Origin of the sequence: Streptomyces mutabilis (assembly GCF_046628145.1) — a bacterium.
Classification (GTDB): domain Bacteria; phylum Actinomycetota; class Actinomycetes; order Streptomycetales; family Streptomycetaceae; genus Streptomyces; species Streptomyces mutabilis.
In genome coordinates this window covers 2,535,335-2,551,272 of sequence record NZ_CP176874.1, presented here as the reverse complement: position 1 = coordinate 2,551,272, position 15,938 = coordinate 2,535,335, and the positions used below count along the sequence as shown (strand labels likewise).

Sequence of the window (15,938 nt, the reverse complement as noted above, 5' to 3'; positions counted from 1 at the left end):
CCTCCGTGGGAGAAGGACGGGGACTCGATGAAACCCGACCGCCCCGCCGAACTCGACCGGGCGGCCGGGTTCGACAGGAAACCGACAGTCCGGCGCGGCCTACGCCGCCTTCACCTCGTACGTCGCCACCCGCACCGCCTCGTCGTCCAGGCACACCCCGGTCGCCAGGTCGAAGCGCTGCTTGAGCAGCGGGGAGGCGACGAAGGGGCGGCCCCGGTGGGTGCCGGTCAGGCCGCGGGAGAGGACCGCCGCGCCGGTGAACGGGTCCCGGTTGTCGATGGCGTACAGCTCGCCTCCCCGGTCGCGGAACAGGGCCACCTGGCCGCCGTCCGGCAGCAGGGCCGCCACGCCCCGGCCCGGGAGCAGCGCGCCGAGGTCGCAGGCGGTGAACCAGTCGTCCGTCAGCCGCAGCAGGACCTTGAGGTCGGTCGTCTCGGGTGCCAGGGTCATCGCCGGGTGCTTCCTTCCAGGAGGTCGTCTTCCGAGGGGCGCCGCAGGCCGATGTCCAGCAGCGGCAGGTCGGGCTTGATCTGGTCGCGCTCGGGCACGAAGCCCACGACCGGGTCGGGGGTGTCGGGCGCGTTCACGAAGGACACGAACCGGGCCAGCTTCTCCGGGTCGTTGATGGTCTCGGCCCACTCGTCGCGGTAGTGCGAGACGTGGGCCCGCATCAGGGTCTCCAACTCGTCGCAGATACCGAGCGAGTCGTGCACGACGACGTCCCGTACGTGGTCCAGGCCGCCCGGGATGCGCTCCAGCCAGGTGGAGGTGCGCTCCAGCTTGTCGGCGGTGCGGATGTAGAACATCAGGAACCGGTCGATCAGGCGGACCAGTTCGGCGTCGGACAGGTCCTGCGCGAGCAGGTCCGCGTGGCGCGGGGTGGCGCCGCCGTTGCCGCCGACGTAGAGGTTCCAGCCGTTGGACGTGGCGATCACGCCGAAGTCCTTCGACTGGGCCTCGGCGCACTCGCGGGCGCACCCCGAGACCGCCGACTTGAGCTTGTGCGGGGACCTGAGCCCCCGGTAGCGCAGCTCCAGGTCGATCGCCATGCGCACCGAGTCCTGGACGCCGTAGCGGCACCAGGTCTGCCCCACGCAGGACTTCACCGTGCGCAGCGACTTGCCGTACGCGTGCCCCGACTCGAAGCCGGCGTCCACCAGCCGGGCCCAGATCACCGGCAGCTGCTCGACGCGGGCGCCGAACATGTCGATGCGCTGACCGCCGGTGATCTTCGTGTAGAGCCCGAAGTCCCGGGCGATCTCGCCGATGACGATCAGCTTCTCCGGCGCGATCTCACCGCCGGGGATGCGCGGCACGACGGAGTACGAGCCGTTCTTCTGGAGGTTGGCCAGGAAGTGGTCGTTGGTGTCCTGGAGGGCCGCCTGCTCACCGTCCAGGACGTAGCCGCTGGCGCCGATGCTCGGGGCGAGGGAGGCGATGATCGAGCCGACCGCCGGCTTGCAGACCTCGCAGCCGTCGCCGCCCCGGGCGCCCTCGCGGCCGTGCCGGTCCAGCAGCTCCCGGTAGGAGGTGATCCGCAGGGCGAGGACGATCTCGTACAGCTCCTCGCGGGTCTGCGCGAAGCAGCCGCACAGGCCCTTGTCGACCTCGACGCCGCTCGCCTCCAGCTCGGCGGTGACCAGCTGGCCGAGCACCTTGACGCAGGAGCCGCAGCCGGTGCCGGCCTTGGTGCACTTCTTCACCTCGGGCACGGTGGTGCAGGAGTGCTCCGTCACCGCGCCGCGGATGGTGCCCTTGGTGACGTTGTGGCAGGAGCAGATCACCGCGTCGTCGGGGAGGGCGGACGGGCCGAGCTGGGCGGGCGCCCCGGCTCCGGCGGGCAGCACCAGGGACTCGGGGGAGACCGGCGGTACCGAGCCGGTGAAGGCGCGCAGCGTGCCGTACGCCTCGGCGTCGCCGACCAGGATGCCGCCGAGCAGCGTGCCGTCGCGGCCGATGACCAGCTTCTTGTACAGGCCCGCGCGGGAGTCCGAGTAGACGACGTCCAGGCAGTCCTCGGCGGTGCCGTGCGCGTCGCCGAAGGAGGCCACGTCCACGCCGAGCAGCTTCAGCTTGGTGGACAGGTCGGCGCCGGTGAAGGAGGCCTCGTCGGAGGCGATCGTCGCGGCGGCCGTCTCGGCCTGCTCGTACCCGGGCGCCACCAGCCCGTACACCCGGCCGTCGGCGGCCAGCGCGCACTCGCCGATCGCGAACACCCGCTCGTCGGTGACCGTGCGGCACTGCTCGTCGACGCTGATGCCGCCGCGCTCGCCGACCGCGAGACCGCAGTCGCGGGCCAGCTGGTCCCGGGGGCGGACACCGGCGCTGAACACCACCAGGTCGGTGGCGAGTTCGGAGCCGTCGGACAGCTTCATGCCGGTGACGGCACCCGTCGCCTCGTCGACCACGATCTCCTGGGTGCCGACGCCCGTGTGGACGGACAGGCCCATCTCCTCGATGGTGCGCAGCAGCGCCGCGCCGCCGCCCTCGTCGACCTGGACCGGCATCAGACGGGGTGCGAACTCCACGATGTGCGAGGTGAGTCCGAGCCCCTTGAGCGCGCCGGCCGCCTCCAGCCCGAGCAGCCCGCCGCCGACCACCGCGCCGGTGGTCGCGGTCTTCGCGTACGCCTCGATGGCGAGCAGGTCCTCGATCGTCCGGTAGACGAAGCAGCCCTCGGCGTCCTTGCCGGGGACCGGCGGGACGAACGGGTAGGAGCCGGTGGCCAGGACGAGCACGTCGTAGCCGACGACCAGTCCGGAGCGTGCGGTCACCGTGCGCGCGTCCCGGTCGACGGTCACCGCCGGGTCGCCGACGCGCAGTTCGACGCCGTGCTCGGCGATGAAGGCCGGGTCGGTCATCGACAGGTCCTCGGGGGTGCGCCCCGAGAAGTACGAGGTGAGCTGGACGCGGTCGTAGGCGGGGCGCGGCTCCTCGCACAGCACCACCACGCGGTGCGTGGCGGTCAGGCCGCGCTCGGCGAGGGCTTCCAGGAAGCGCTGGCCGACCATGCCGTGGCCGACGAGGACGATGGTGGGGGCGGTCCCCGGGTCGGTGGTCATCAGGAGCCTCCGTCGTGGGTGAGCAGGTGGAGCAGGGGGCCGCCGTCGGACGGGAGCGGCTCTGCTCCCTCCCAGGCGCGCGCGAGCGCGCCGACGGTGCCGAGTTCGCCGACCAGGACCCCGCCGACCAGCCGGTCGTCACGGACGACGACCTTGCGGTAGGTGCCCCGGGTGGCGTCGGTGAGCTGCACGACGTCGTCGCCGGGGCGGGGGTCGGTCTCGCCGAACGCGGCGAGGTCGAAGGGGCTGCCGGGCCCGGAGGGGCGGTCCGGACCGGCGAGGGTGAGCCGGGTCAGCGAGCGGGTGCCGGTGTAGCGGGCGGCGGTGCCGTCCCCGGCGAGCAGTCCGGCGAGCGCGCCCGCCTGTTCGAGGGCCGGGGCGGCCAGCCCGTACACCCGTCCCGCGTGCTCGGCGCAGTCGCCGATCGCGCGGATGTGCGGGTCGGCGGTGCGCAGCTCGTCGTCGACCACCACGCCCGTGCGGACCTCCAGGCCCGCCTCCCGCGCCAGGCCGACGCGCGGGCGGACCCCGCAGGCGAGGACGACGAGGTCGGCGCCGAGGGCGTACCCGTCGGCCATCTCCACCGACCGCACCGCCCCGCCCACGCTCCGCACGTCCCGCACCCGGCACTCGGTGTGCACCTCGACACCGAGGTCCTCCAGATGGCGCCGGACGAGCGCGGAGGCGGCCGGGTCGAGCCGGCACTCCATGAGCCGCTCGGACTGCTGGGCGAGGACGACCTGCGCGCCGCGCACGGCCAGCGCGCGGGCGGCGGACACCCCGAGCAGGCCGCCCCCGACGACTACCGCCCGCACCCCCGGCCGCAGGGCCTTGGACAGTGCCAGGCAGTCGTCCATCGTCCGGAACGCGTGCACGCCCTCCGGCAGCTCCCGTCCCGGGGTGAACAGGCCGCGCAGCGGCGGCAGTACGGCGTTGGAGCCGGTGGCCAGGACCAGCGTGTCGTATGCGATCACGGAGCCGTCGGCGCAGCGGACGGTCCGCCCGGCCCGGTCGATGCCGGTGACCCGGCCGCGCAGCAGCCCGGCCGGCGCGGGCAGGGCGACCACCTCGGGGCCGTACCGTCCGGCCAGCACCTCGGCGAGCAGTACCCGGTTGTACGGGCGGTGCTCCTCGTCGCCGACGACCAGCGCGGGCGTGCCGAGCTCACCGAGCCGCCGGGCGAGCGTGACGCCCGCCAGTCCGGCGCCGATCACCACCACACGCGTATTCGAGGTCATGGCACCGAGCGTGCGGTGCGGGTGTTACCCGGTGGCATCGCGTCTGTTTCCCACCGGGAACGCTGCGCTCAGCGGGGGCGGGGAGCGGGTGTGAGGGCTTCCGGGAGGGGCGCCGGCGCCCCGCAACCTCAGAAGACCCTCATCTCGATGGACGGCGCATCCACTCCCTCCATAAGGTCGCGATCATGCCCGACATAGCGCTGACCACGGTCGTCCTGCTCTGCCTCGCCGCGCTCGCGGCCGGCTGGATCGACGCCGTGGTCGGCGGCGGCGGGCTCCTGCTGCTGCCCGCGCTGCTGCTCGGCCTGCCCGCCGGTACGCCGGCCGCGCACGCGCTGGGCACCAACAAGGCGGTCGCCATCGTCGGCACCACGGGCGCGGCGGTGACGTACGCCCGCAAGGCGCCGGTGGACGTCCGCACGGCCGTCCGCATCGGGCTGGCGGCCCTCGCCGGGTCGTCCGGCGGGGCCTTCTTCGCGGCCGGGATGAGCACCGAGGTGCTCAAGCCGGTGATCATGGTGGTGCTGCTGGCGGTGGCGGCCTTCGTGATCCTGCGCCCCGCCTTCGGCACCGCCCCGGCCACCGGCCCCGCCACCCGTCGCCAGGTCCTCGCCGCGATCGGCCTCGCGGGCCTCGGCATCGGCTTCTACGACGGTCTCATCGGCCCCGGCACCGGCACCTTCCTGGTGCTGGCCCTCACCGGCATCCTCCACCTGGACCTGGTGGCGGCCTCCGCCACCGCCAAGATCGTCAACTGCTGCACCAACGCGGGCGCCCTCGCGATGTTCGCCTGGCAGGGCGCGGTGCTGTGGCAGCTGGCCGCCCTGATGGCCGTCTTCAACCTCGCGGGCGGCACCCTCGGCGCCCGCACGGCCCTCAAGCGGGGCAGCGGGTTCGTGCGGATCGTGCTGCTGACGGTGGTGTTCGCGCTGGTGGCGAACCTGGCGTACGAGCAGTGGTTCGCCTAGCCCGGGCTTCGGCGGCGTCTCAGCGGCTGCCGGTCAGGTGCGCGAAGACGACCACGTTCCCCTGGTAGCCGGTGCCGCGCGAGTAGTCGCCGCCGCAGGTGATCACGCGCAGCTCGGGCCGGTCCGCCGCGCCGTACACCTTCTCGTCGGGGAAGTCCTTCGCCGCGTACACCTCGACCGCGTCCACGGTGAACACCGCGACGCCGCCGTCGCGCCGGTCGACCTCGATCACCGAGCCCTTCTCCAGCGCACCGAGCCGGTAGAAGACGGCGGGGCCCTCGGTGTTGTCGACGTGCCCGGCGACGATCGCGGTGCCCGTCTCGCCGGGGGTGGTGCCGGCCTCGTACCAGCCGGCCAGGTTCTCCTTCTCGGCGGGCGGCACGTCGAGGCTGCCGGACGGCGTCAGCCCGAGGCCCGTCATCGGGGCGTCCACGCCGATCGCCGGGATGCGGACGCGGTCGGGCGGGGAGGGCGGCAGCGCCGGTGCGGCGGGCGCCTGCGCGGCCTGCCCGGCGCCGGTGCGGGCCTGCGCGGCCGACGGCTGCGGCGGGGCCTCGGTGCCGGCGGCGTCGAGCAGCAGCCACACCCCGGAACAGAGGGCGACCGCGGTGACCGCCGCTATCGCGGAGTTGCCGATCCTGCGCATGAAGCGGCCCCTCTCCCTCGGGTCCCTCGGGGGTTCCCCTGCCCCCTCCGGGCCGCGAGGGGCATCGGACCCGGAGGGGGTGGGGAAGTGCGGTACCGGCGGACGGGCAGCGGAGGGTGCCCGTCAGATCCCGTCGCCTCTCGCCCGGCGATGCAGGAGCCAGGTACCGCCCGCGGCGGCGACGGCGAGAGCCGCCACACCGGCCGCGGTCTGCACGGGATCGGGGCCAAGAGCGCCGCCGACCCCCGTCTTCACGCTTCCTCTGGGGTACACCTGCTCACGGGCCGCGGTCAGCGTGACCACCAGGTCACCCGTCACCCGCTTGCCGCTCCCCCCACAGGTCGCGACGATCTCGTACGTCCCCGGCTGCGCGCTCGGCGGCACCTGGAAACCGCCGGTCGTCTCGCCCTCCCGCGCGCCCGGCGCCAGCGGGAACTCACCGGCGCCGACCGCGCTGGCGTCCCCCGCCGCCGCACCGTCCTCGCCGCACGCCGCCGTGCGCACCGTGGCCCGCTCGCCCGGCACCACCGAGGACGGGGACACCTCCAGACCACCGGTGGCCCGGGCGTCCCCGGCGTACGCGGGCGCCGGGGAGGCGAGGCCGACGGCCGCGACGGCGAGCGCGGTGCCGGTCAGCAGGCGGGCGGTACGTCGCATCGGTGCTCCTTTGAGCTCTTCGGTGGCCCCTGCCCTACCGAGGAAATCGGCACCGGGCGCGGACCGCTCCCCGAGAGCGCGCCGGGAATGGGATGAACGGGTGTCGCCCGTACCCCCGGCGTCCCCCCGCGGGAGCCCGTTCGGGCAGGTCACAGGCGTGCGGCGGGTCGCTTCGGAAAAGTTGCCGCGGTGCGCGGGACGCGGGTGTGAACGGGTGACCGGTGCCTCCGAACGGGACCGCCCCGGCTCCCCGGCGTCACAGCTCGCCGGGAAGCCGGGGCGGACCGCCGGCCCACGCTCGGTCAGCCCACGTTCACCGCGCTCCACGCCGCGCCCACCGCGGCGTACTCGGTGCTGTCGGCGCCGTACAGGTCCTTCGCCGCGTCGAGGGTGGCCTCGCGGGCGCCCGCGTAGTCGGTGGAGGAGGTCATGTAGACCGTCAGCGCCCGGTACCAGATGTCGCCCAGCTTCTCCCGGCCGATCCCGGAGACGGTGGAGCCGTCGCAGGTGGGGGAGTCGTAGCTCACGCCGCCCACGTTCTTCGCGCCGCTGCCCTCGGCCAGCAGGTAGGCGAAGTGGTTGGCGATCCCGGAGGAGTAGTGGACGTCGAGGTCGCCCGCCGCGGTGCTCCAGCAGTCGGCCGAACTGCCGTCCCGGCTCGGCCTGTCCATGTAGCGCAGGGCGTCGCGGCCGAAGCCGGAGCGGACGACCTTCTCGCCGATCAGGTAGTCGCCGGGGTCGGTGGAGTTGTCCGCGTGCCACTCCACCAGCGCGCCGAAGATGTCGGAGGTCGCCTCGTTCAGGCCGCCGGACTCGCCCGAGTACGTCAGCGCCGCCGTCGACGACGTCACGCCGTGGGACATCTCGTGCGCGGCGACGTCCAGCGAGACCAGCGGACCGAAGGTCGTCCCGTCACCGTCGCCGTACGTCATGCAGAAGCAGCCGTCGTCCCAGAAGGCGTTGTTGTACCGGGTGCCGTAGTGCACGCGGTTGTACGAGCCCTTGCCGTCGCCGGCGATGCCGCTGCGGCCGTGGACGTCCTCGTAGTAGTCCCAGGTGACGTCCGTGCCGTACTGCGCGTCCACGGCGGCCGAGGCGCGGTCGTCGGCCGTCCCCGAGCCCCAGTGGTTGTCGGCGTCGGTGAACACCGTGGAGGGGGCCCGGACCAGGCAGACGCCGAGGAAGCACAGGTCGGTCTGGTTCCCGGCGTCACCGGTGTAGGTGTCGCCGCGCGTCGGGTCCTTCAGCTGGTACGACGACGCGGACTGCGTGGTCGACAGCGGCACCGTCCCGCCGTACAGCGACCTGCCGTCACCCTCGGCCGCCGACTCCAGGGCGTCCCAGGCGTCGATCCGGGCGCCGGTGCCCGCGTCGGTCAGCACCGTGCGCGCGACCGGGTTGCCGAGGGAGTCCAGCGCGACCGCGTTCGTCCGCCAGGCCAGCTTCGGGGCGCCGTGCAGGGCGTCGACGACCAGCTCGGGCTCGGCGGTGAGCCGCTTCAGCAACTCGCCCGGGTTGGCGGCGCGCAGCGCGTTCGCGGCGAGGTCGGCGGCCCTGGGGGCCGACAGCCTCGGGGTGACGGTGGGCAGGGAGACGGCCGCCCTCGTCGCGCGGTCGGCTCCCCGGTACTCGCCGTCGGGGGTGAGGTGGACGACGAAGTCGCCGCCCAGCACGGGCAGTCCGCGGTAGGTGCGGTCGTAGCGGACGTGCTGGGTGCCGTCCGCGTCGACGATGACGTCACGGACCTCCGTCTCCTGGGCCGGGGACAGGCCCAGGACGGAGGCACGGTCCGTGAGGACCGCCGCCGCGTTGTCGACGGCGGCGGAGGGGGTGGGGCGGTCGGCGGCGCCGGCGGTGGGGGAGAGGGCGGCGACCAGCAGGGTGGCCGCGATGCCGGCCGTGGTGAGGCGGGGACCACGGACGTGCCGTATTCGGCTCATCGATCTCCTCGGGGAGGGGCCCACGAACGCGTGGGGGCGCACGGGGGCCTGTGGGGACGTGCGGGGGCGTGGGGGGTGGGGTGTGGGGAGTGCTGACTCGGATTCAATGGCCCCGGACGTGTCATGTCCATAGCGCTGGCGTGGAGATCGTGAGGGGAGAGAATGACCCTCGTGGACGCCGTACCGGATGCCTCGACGGATGCCGCCCCGGACGCCTGGACGGGTGCCGGGAGACTGCCGTTCTTCGTCTACGGCACGCTCCGCCCCGGCGCCCCCGACCACGCCCGTTTCCTCGAGGGCCGCACCCGGTCCGAGGAACCGGCCCGGCTCACCGGCGCCACCCTGTACCCCGGCCCCGGCTACCCCTACGCCGTCGAGGGCCCCGGCGGAGTGGTGACCGGCGACCTCGTCACCGCCCGGCCGGAGGCGTACGCCGACCTGCTCGCCACCCTCGACCGGCTGGAGGAGCACACGCCGGGGGACCCGCGCAACCTCTACGACCGGGTCGCGAGGAACGTCGTACGGGCCGCCGACGTCACGCCCGTCCGCGCCTGGGTCTACGTCGCCGCCCCGGCCGTCGCCGCCCGGCTGCGCGCCCGGGCGACGCCGATCGCGGGCGGGGAGTGGCGGATCGCGCGCCGGTGAGCCCGGCGGGCGGCCCTAAGGCGTCACCGGCTCCACCCGCACCGCGCACACCTTGAACTCCGGCATCCGCGAGGTCGGGTCCAGCGCCGGGTTGGTCAGCGTGTTGGCGCGGCCCTCGCCCGGCCAGTGGAAGGGCATGAAGACCGTGTCGGGGCGGATGGCGGTGGTGACGCGGGCCGGAGCCACGGCCCGGCCGCGCCGGGAGACGACGGCCACCGGATCGCCCTCGGCCACCCCGAGCCGCGCCGCCAGCCGCGGGTGCAGCTCCACGAAGGGGCCGGGCGCGGCGGCGTTCAGCTCGTCCACCCGCCGGGTCTGCGCCCCGGACTGGTACTGCGCCACGACCCGCCCGGTGGTCAGCAGCACCGGGTACGCGTCGTCCGGCTCCTCGGCGCTCGGCCGGTGCGAGACGGGGGCGAACCTGGCCCGGCCGTCGTCGGTGGCGAAACGGTCGAGGAAGAGGCGCGGGGTGCCCGGGTGCCGGCCGGCCCCGCCGGAGCCGGTCTCCTCGGGCGCCGGACACGGCCAGAACACACCGTTCTCCTCCGCGAGCCGCCGGTAGTCGATCCCGGAGTAGTCGGCGGGCCCGCCCGCGCTCGCCCGGCGCAGTTCCTCGAAGACCTCCTCCGGCTCGGCCGGGAAGCCCTTCTCCACCCCGAGCCGGCCGGCCAGTTCGTGCAGCACCTCCAGGTCGCTGCGGATCCCGTCGGGCGGCGTGATCGCACGCCGCCGCAGCAGCACCCGCCCCTCCAGGCTGGTCGTCGTCCCCGTCTCCTCCGCCCACTGCGTCACCGGCAGCACCACGTCCGCCAGCGCCGCCGTCTCGGAGAGCACCACGTCGCACACGGCCAGGAAGTCCAGCGACCGCAGCCGCCCCTCGACGTGCGCGGCCCGGGGCGCCGACACCACCGGGTTGGACCCCATCACCAGCAGCGACCTGATGTCCGTTCCCAGCGCGTCCAGCAGCTCGTACGCACTGCGCCCCGGCCCCGGCAGCGAGTCGGGGTCCACACCCCACACCCCGGCCACGTGCCGGCGCGCCGCCGGGTCGGTCAGCTTCCGGTAGCCCGGCAACTGGTCCGCCTTCTGCCCGTGCTCGCGCCCGCCCTGCCCGTTGCCCTGCCCCGTCAGGCAGCCGTACCCGGACAGAGGCCGGCCGGCCCGCCCGGTCGCCAGGCACAGGTTGATCCACGCGCCCACCGTGTCCGTCCCCTTGGCCTGCTGCTCGGGCCCCCGCGCGGTCAGCACCATCGCCGCGTCCGGCGCGCAGAACAGCCGTACCGCCTCCCGCAGTTCGGGAACGGACACCCCCGTGATCCGCTCCACGTACTCCGGCCAGTGCGCCATCGCCGCCGCCCGCGCGTCCTCCCAGCCAGAGGTGCGCTCCTCGACGTACTCCGCGTCCACCCGCCCCTCGGCGACGACCAGGTGCAGCATCCCCAGCGCGAGCGCGAGGTCCGTGCCGGGCCGGGGCGCGAGATGCAGGTCGGCCTGTTCCGCGGTCCTGGTGCGGCGCGGGTCGACGACGATCAGCGTGCCGCCGTTCTCGCGCAGCTCGGTGAAGTACCGCAGGGACGGCGGCATCGTCTCCGCCGGGTTCGACCCGACGAGGATCACGCAGCCCGTCCTCGGGATGTCCTCCAGCGGGAAGGGCAGCCCCCGGTCGAGCCCGAACGCCTTCGTGCCGGCCGCAGCCGCCGACGACATGCAGAACCGCCCGTTGTAGTCGATCTGCGAGGTGCCCAGCACCACCCGCGCGAACTTCCCCAGCGCGTACGCCTTCTCGTTGGTCAGCCCGCCCCCGCCGAACACCCCGAGCGCGTCCGCGCCGTGCTCGGCACGCGTACGGGAGAGGTCCGCGGCGATCCGCCCCAGCGCCTCGTCCCAGCTCGCCGGCACGAGCACCCCCTCGCCCGAGCGCACCAGCGGCGACGTCAGGCGAACCCCGGACGAGAGCACTGCCGGCGCCGTCCGCCCCTTGCCGCACAGCGCGCCCCGGTTGACGGGGAAGTCCGCGCGTTCGGAGACCTCGACGGTCCCGCCCTCCACGGGCGTCAGGTTCATCCCGCACTGCAGGGCGCAGTACGGGCAGTGCGTGGGCGTGGCGGTGTTCTGCATGCCGCCAGCGTGCGACGCGCGTGTTACGCGTCCGGGCCGCCGTTTGTTACACCGCCGGGACGGTGACCTCCCCGGCGCTCACCCGCCGCCGTGAGGGCCGCGTCACCGGTTCAGCGCGCACGGGCCAGGGCCCGCTCCACGCCCGGCTCCCTCGGCCCCAGGAAGCGCGGGTCCGGCTCGAGGACCGCGTCCAGCGCCGCCTTGCCCGCCGCGAGGATCTCCCGCGCGCCCCCGTAGTACCAGGTCAGGTCGTGCCGGTCGTCGACCCCGACGCCGTACGACGCCACCCCGGCCTCCTGGCACAGCGCCACCGCCCGCCGGATGTGGAAGCCCTGGCTGATCAGCACCGCCCGGTCGACCCCGAAGATCTTCTTCGCGCGGACGCAGGAGTCCCAGGTGTCGAAGCCCGCGTAGTCGCTGACGATCCGCCCGTCGGGCACCCCGTGCCGGACCAGATAGGCGCGCATGGCGTCCGGCTCGTCGTACTCCTCGCGGCTGTTGTCCCCGGTGACGAGCAGCACCTCGACCCGCCCCGCGCGGTACAGCTCGGCCGCCGCGTCCAGGCGGTGCGCGAGGTACGGGGACGGCTCCCCGTCCCACAGTCCCGCGCCGAACACGACCGCGACCTCGGTGCGGGGCACGTCGGCGGTGGTGCGCAGCCGGTCGCCCGTGACGGCGTACAGCCACGTCATCGGCAGCAGGGCCAGCACGCACCCGGCCATCACCGCCTGCACCAGCCGTCGCCGCCCCTTCCGGGTGCGCGGAAGGCGCGGTCTTCGAGGTCTCCAGCGGCGCATCGTGTCGGTCCCCTCCCGCTCGTGTCCCGGTCGCCCCCCCGGTCCCAGGGACGCCCGGGCACGCGGTCCGGTTCACCGGCCGCTCACACGGGGTGCCCGGCGCCGTGTGAACCGGCGGAAAATTCCCGTGACACCCGTGCAACGGGGAGGCAACGTCCGGCCGCCACCCTCGACGCATGACGGCGACGACACTGATGGGCACGACGACGAGCACGGCGACCCCCGGCGGCACCCCCGCCCTGGTCGTCGTCGCCCACGGCAGCCGCGACCCGCGCGCGCTGAGCACCGTACGCGCCCTGCTCGACCGGGTGCGTGCCCTGCGCCCCGGCCTGCCGGTGCGCCTCGGGCACATCGAGCTGAACGCGCCCCTGCTGCCCGACACGCTCGCCGCCCTGGGGGAGAGGGCGGCCGTCCTGGTCCCGCTGCTGCTCAGCCGCGGCTACCACGTCAAGCAGGACATCCCCGAGATGGCCGCGGCCTCCCCGGCCCGCGCCGGCGTGGCGGCCCCTCTCGGCCCGCACTCCCTGCTCGTGGACGCCCTGCACGACCGCCTCACGGAGGCCGGCTGGCCCGCCCGTGCGCCCCGCGACGGCGCCGTCGTCCTCGCCTCCGCGGGCTCCCGCGACCCGGAGTCCCGCACCGACACGGGGCGCACCGCCGCCCTCCTGGCCGAACGTCTCGGCGTCCCGGTGCTCCCGGCGTACGCCTCGGCGGCGGCGCCGACGGTGCCGGAGGCGGTGCGCGCGCTGACCGCCCATGGGTACCGCCGGGTGGCCGTCGCCTCGTACTTCACGGCCCCGGGCCGCTTCGCGACGGAGTGCGCGGCGGCCGCGCCCTGGATCGCGTCCGCCCCCCTGGGCACCCACCCGGCGATGGCCCACCTCCTCCTCCACCGCTACCACCAGGCACTCGGCGCCGGAGGTGAGGGCAACGCACCTGAAGGGGCGCGGGGAACGGCACGACATAGGGCGCCGGGAACGGCACGACAAGGCGCGCGGGGAACGGCGCGACCAGCCACGACGTACGCCGCACCCGCGAGCGGACCCCACCCGGCACACGCGTAGGCGACCCAACTGTCACACCTTCCGCTTAATGTTCATGGCATGGAAGGCACCGCACCCCCACTCCCGTACGACCCCACGTCAGTGGCCCGCTACGCCCCCGAACCCGACAAACGCCCCGGCCGCACCGCCTTCCAGCGCGACCGCGCCCGCATCCTGCACTCCGCCGCCCTGCGCCGCCTCGCCGGCAAGACGCAGGTCGTCGCGCCGGGGGAGGGCAGCCCCGTCTGGGACGCCAGCCCCCGTACCCGCCTCACGCACTCCCTGGAATGCGCCCAGGTGGGCCGCGAACTCGGCGCCGCCCTCGGCTGCGACCCCGACCTCGTCGAGGCCGCCTGTCTCGCCCACGACCTGGGTCACCCGCCCTTCGGGCACAACGGCGAACAGGCACTGAACGACTTCGCCGAGGACTGCGGCGGCTTCGAGGGCAACGCCCAGTCGCTGCGGCTCCTCACCCGCATCGAGCCCAAACGGTTCACCGAGGACGGCCCCGTCGGCCTCAACCTCACCCGCGCCACCCTCGACGCCGCCACCAAGTACCCGTGGCCCCGCGGCGCCCACCCCACCGACCCGGCGTCGCCCAAGTTCGGCGTCTACGACGACGACCGGCCCGTCTTCGCCTGGCTGCGCGAGGACGCCCCCGGCGCCCGCACCTGCTTCGAGGCCCAGGTCATGGACTGGGCGGACGACGTGGCGTACTCCGTGCACGACGTCGAGGACGGCCTGCACGCCGGCCACATCGACCCGAACTGCCTGCTCGCCGACCCCGAGCGCGAGGCCGTCTTCGAGGTCGCCGTCGGCCGCTACGTCCCCGCCGGCACCGACCACGCCGAACTGGCCGCCGCCCTCGACCGCCTCCTCGCCCAGGACTGGTGGCCGCACGGCTACGACGGCTCGGCGACCGCCCAGGCCCGCCTCAAGGACGCCACCAGCCAGCTCATCGGCCGCTTCTGCCTCGCCGCCGAGGCCGCCACCCGGGCGGCGTACGGGGGCGGCCGGCTCACCCGGTACACGGCCGAACTGGTCGTGCCCCGCGAGACCCGCATGGAGTGCGCCGTCCTCAAGGCGGTCGCCGTCCGCTACGTCATGCAGCGCACCGAGCAGGAGCGGCTCCGCGCCGACCAGCGCGTCGTCGTCGCCGAACTGGCCGAGGCGCTCACCGCCCGCGCCCCGGACGGGCTCGACCCGCAGTTCCGCGCCCTGTTCGACGCGGCCGCCGACGACCGTGCCCGCAAACGGGTGATCGTCGACCAGATCGCCTCCCTCACCGACGCCTCGGCCCGCTCGCTTCACGCCCGCTTGACGGGGCATCCATGAGACTGACGGGACAGGAGTGACCCAACCAGACCGGAAGGCGCCGGAACAGCGTCCTCCGTGGCCTGATCGGGTCACTCCCTCTTCCCGCGCCACGCCGCGTGCGGGACGCTCGCATGTGGCGGCACCCTGACGAGGAGGCAGACAAGTGGTCGACGCGGATCAGACATTCGTCATCGTCGGAGGCGGCCTGGCCGGCGCGAAGGCGGCCGAGACACTCCGCACGGAGGGGTTCAGCGGCCGGGTGATCCTCATCTGCGACGAGCGCGACCACCCCTACGAGCGCCCGCCGCTGTCCAAGGGCTACCTCCTCGGCAAGGAGGAACGCGACAGCGTCTTCGTCCACGAGCCCGCCTGGTACGCGCAGCACGACATCGAGCTGCACCTCGGCCAGACCGTCGTCGAGATCGACCGGGCCGCCAAAACCGTCCACTACGGCGACGACGGCACCCACGTCAGGTACGACAAGCTGCTCATCGCGACCGGCGCCGAGCCCCGCCGCCTCGACGTCCCCGGTACCGGCCTCGCGGGCGTCCACCACCTGCGCCGCCTCGCCCACGCCGAACGCCTCAAGGGCGTCCTCGCCTCCCTCGGCCGGGACAACGGCCACCTCGTGATCGCCGGCGCCGGCTGGATCGGCCTGGAGGTCGCGGCGGCGGCCCGCGAGTACGGGGCGGAGGTCACCGTCGTCGAGCCGGGACCGACCCCGCTGCACGGCGTCCTCGGCCCCGAGCTGGGGTCCGTCTTCGCCGAGCTGCACGAGGCGCACGGCGTCCGCTTCCGCTTCGGCGTGCGGCTGACCGAGATCATCGGCCAGGACGGCATGGTGCTGGCCGCCCGCACCGACGACGGCGAGGAGCACCCCGCGCACGACGTGCTCGCCGCGATCGGTGCCGCCCCGCGCACCGCGCTCGCCCAGGCGGCCGGACTGGAGATCGCCGACCGGGAACACGGCGGCGGCATCGTCGTCGACGCGAACCTGCGCACCTCCGACCCCGACGTCTACGCGGCCGGCGACGTCGCCTCCTTCCACCACGCCCTCTTCGACACCCGCCTGCGCGTCGAGCACTGGGCCAACGCCCTGAACGGCGGCCCCGCCGCGGCCCGCGCGATGCTCGGCAAGGGCCTCGCCCACGACCGCGTGCCCTACTTCTTCACCGACCAGTACGACCTGGGCATGGAGTACTCGGGCTGGGCGCCGCCGGGGTCGTACGACCAGGTGGTGATCCGTGGCGACGCGGCCAAGCGCGAGTTCATCGCCTTCTGGGTGAAGGACGGCCGGGTGCTGGCCGGGATGAACGTGAACGTGTGGGACGTCACGGAGCCGATCCAGCAGCTGATCCGCTCGAAGGCCCAGGTGAACACGGAGGCGCTGGCCGACCCGCACGTCCCGCTGGAAAGCCTCGTCGCATAGCTGTCGTACCTCCGCCGTGCTGCGATTCCCGGGGGGCAACCCCCGGACCCCCGGCCGGGGGGCGATCACGGCGGCGGA

The 15,938-nt window shown here is 74.4% G+C and carries 13 protein-coding genes; 5 read left to right on the top strand and 8 right to left on the bottom strand.

Going from position 1 to position 15,938, the window contains the following annotated elements:
- Positions 1-99: 99 nt before the first annotated feature.
- The 3 genes from nirD to ACLIN4_RS11360 are packed head-to-tail and all read right to left on the bottom strand — an operon-like array spanning position 100 to position 4,300.
- Entirely contained in the window at positions 100-450 is a 351-nt protein-coding gene (nirD, locus tag ACLIN4_RS11370; protein WP_043373180.1) for a nitrite reductase small subunit NirD, read from the bottom strand.
- Positions 447-3,062: a nitrite reductase large subunit NirB gene (gene nirB / locus ACLIN4_RS11365; RefSeq protein WP_411575738.1), complete on the bottom strand. Its 2,616-nt coding sequence runs from the start codon at positions 3,060-3,062 to the stop codon at positions 447-449. The genes nirD and nirB overlap by 4 nt, the downstream gene beginning before the upstream one ends.
- Positions 3,062-4,300: an NAD(P)/FAD-dependent oxidoreductase gene (locus ACLIN4_RS11360; RefSeq protein WP_107479033.1), complete on the bottom strand. Its 1,239-nt coding sequence runs from the start codon at positions 4,298-4,300 to the stop codon at positions 3,062-3,064. The genes nirB and ACLIN4_RS11360 overlap by 1 nt, the downstream gene beginning before the upstream one ends.
- A 185-nt stretch (positions 4,301-4,485) precedes the next feature.
- Between ACLIN4_RS11360 and ACLIN4_RS11355 the strand changes: the two genes are divergently transcribed.
- Positions 4,486-5,268: a sulfite exporter TauE/SafE family protein gene (locus tag ACLIN4_RS11355; RefSeq protein ID WP_381913205.1), complete on the top strand. Its 783-nt coding sequence runs from the start codon at positions 4,486-4,488 to the stop codon at positions 5,266-5,268.
- Between the two features lie 19 nt (positions 5,269-5,287).
- Here ACLIN4_RS11355 and ACLIN4_RS11350 read toward each other — a convergent pair whose 3' ends face one another.
- The 3 genes from ACLIN4_RS11350 to ACLIN4_RS11340 all read right to left on the bottom strand — a co-directional run bounded on the left by ACLIN4_RS11350 (position 5,288) and on the right by ACLIN4_RS11340 (position 8,511).
- On the bottom strand, positions 5,288-5,914 hold the full coding sequence (locus ACLIN4_RS11350; protein ID WP_100046975.1) for a class F sortase: 627 nt from the start codon (positions 5,912-5,914) through the stop codon (positions 5,288-5,290).
- A gap of 123 nt (positions 5,915-6,037) precedes the next feature.
- Positions 6,038-6,571 (bottom strand): hypothetical protein, encoded by a 534-nt coding sequence (locus ACLIN4_RS11345; RefSeq protein ID WP_107480519.1) that lies wholly within the window; start codon positions 6,569-6,571, stop codon positions 6,038-6,040.
- Positions 6,572-6,873: 302 nt separating this feature from the next.
- The gene (locus tag ACLIN4_RS11340) at positions 6,874-8,511 is read right to left on the bottom strand and encodes a M4 family metallopeptidase (RefSeq protein ID WP_290014708.1); all 1,638 of its coding nucleotides are present in this window, start codon (positions 8,509-8,511) and stop codon (positions 6,874-6,876) included.
- 162 nt (positions 8,512-8,673) lie between these two features.
- Here ACLIN4_RS11340 and ACLIN4_RS11335 point away from each other — a divergent pair, with 162 nt between their 5' ends.
- Positions 8,674-9,156 carry a gamma-glutamylcyclotransferase family protein gene (locus tag ACLIN4_RS11335; RefSeq protein WP_307652861.1) on the top strand — a complete coding sequence of 161 codons (483 nt, stop codon included), beginning with the start codon at positions 8,674-8,676 and terminating at the stop codon, positions 9,154-9,156.
- Positions 9,157-9,171: 15 nt separating this feature from the next.
- On the opposite strand, the gene ACLIN4_RS11330 is transcribed toward ACLIN4_RS11335, so the two are convergent.
- Together ACLIN4_RS11330 and ACLIN4_RS11325 are read right to left on the bottom strand one after the other, a co-directional pair.
- Complete coding sequence (locus ACLIN4_RS11330) at positions 9,172-11,274, bottom strand: molybdopterin oxidoreductase family protein (RefSeq protein ID WP_307652862.1); 2,103 nt, start codon at positions 11,272-11,274, stop codon at positions 9,172-9,174.
- A gap of 110 nt (positions 11,275-11,384) precedes the next feature.
- Positions 11,385-12,071 carry a SanA/YdcF family protein gene (locus ACLIN4_RS11325; protein ID WP_107478515.1) on the bottom strand — a complete coding sequence of 229 codons (687 nt, stop codon included), beginning with the start codon at positions 12,069-12,071 and terminating at the stop codon, positions 11,385-11,387.
- A gap of 194 nt (positions 12,072-12,265) precedes the next feature.
- Here ACLIN4_RS11325 and ACLIN4_RS11320 point away from each other — a divergent pair, with 194 nt between their 5' ends.
- From ACLIN4_RS11320 to ACLIN4_RS11310, 3 genes are all read left to right on the top strand, one after another.
- The gene (locus tag ACLIN4_RS11320; RefSeq protein ID WP_307653591.1) at positions 12,266-13,135 is read left to right on the top strand and encodes a sirohydrochlorin chelatase; all 870 of its coding nucleotides are present in this window, start codon (positions 12,266-12,268) and stop codon (positions 13,133-13,135) included.
- A gap of 39 nt (positions 13,136-13,174) precedes the next feature.
- Entirely contained in the window at positions 13,175-14,449 is a 1,275-nt protein-coding gene (locus ACLIN4_RS11315; RefSeq protein ID WP_290014707.1) for a deoxyguanosinetriphosphate triphosphohydrolase, read from the top strand.
- A gap of 145 nt (positions 14,450-14,594) precedes the next feature.
- Positions 14,595-15,860 (top strand): NAD(P)/FAD-dependent oxidoreductase, encoded by a 1,266-nt coding sequence (locus tag ACLIN4_RS11310; protein ID WP_289903359.1) that lies wholly within the window; start codon positions 14,595-14,597, stop codon positions 15,858-15,860.
- Positions 15,861-15,938: the final 78 nt, after the last annotated feature.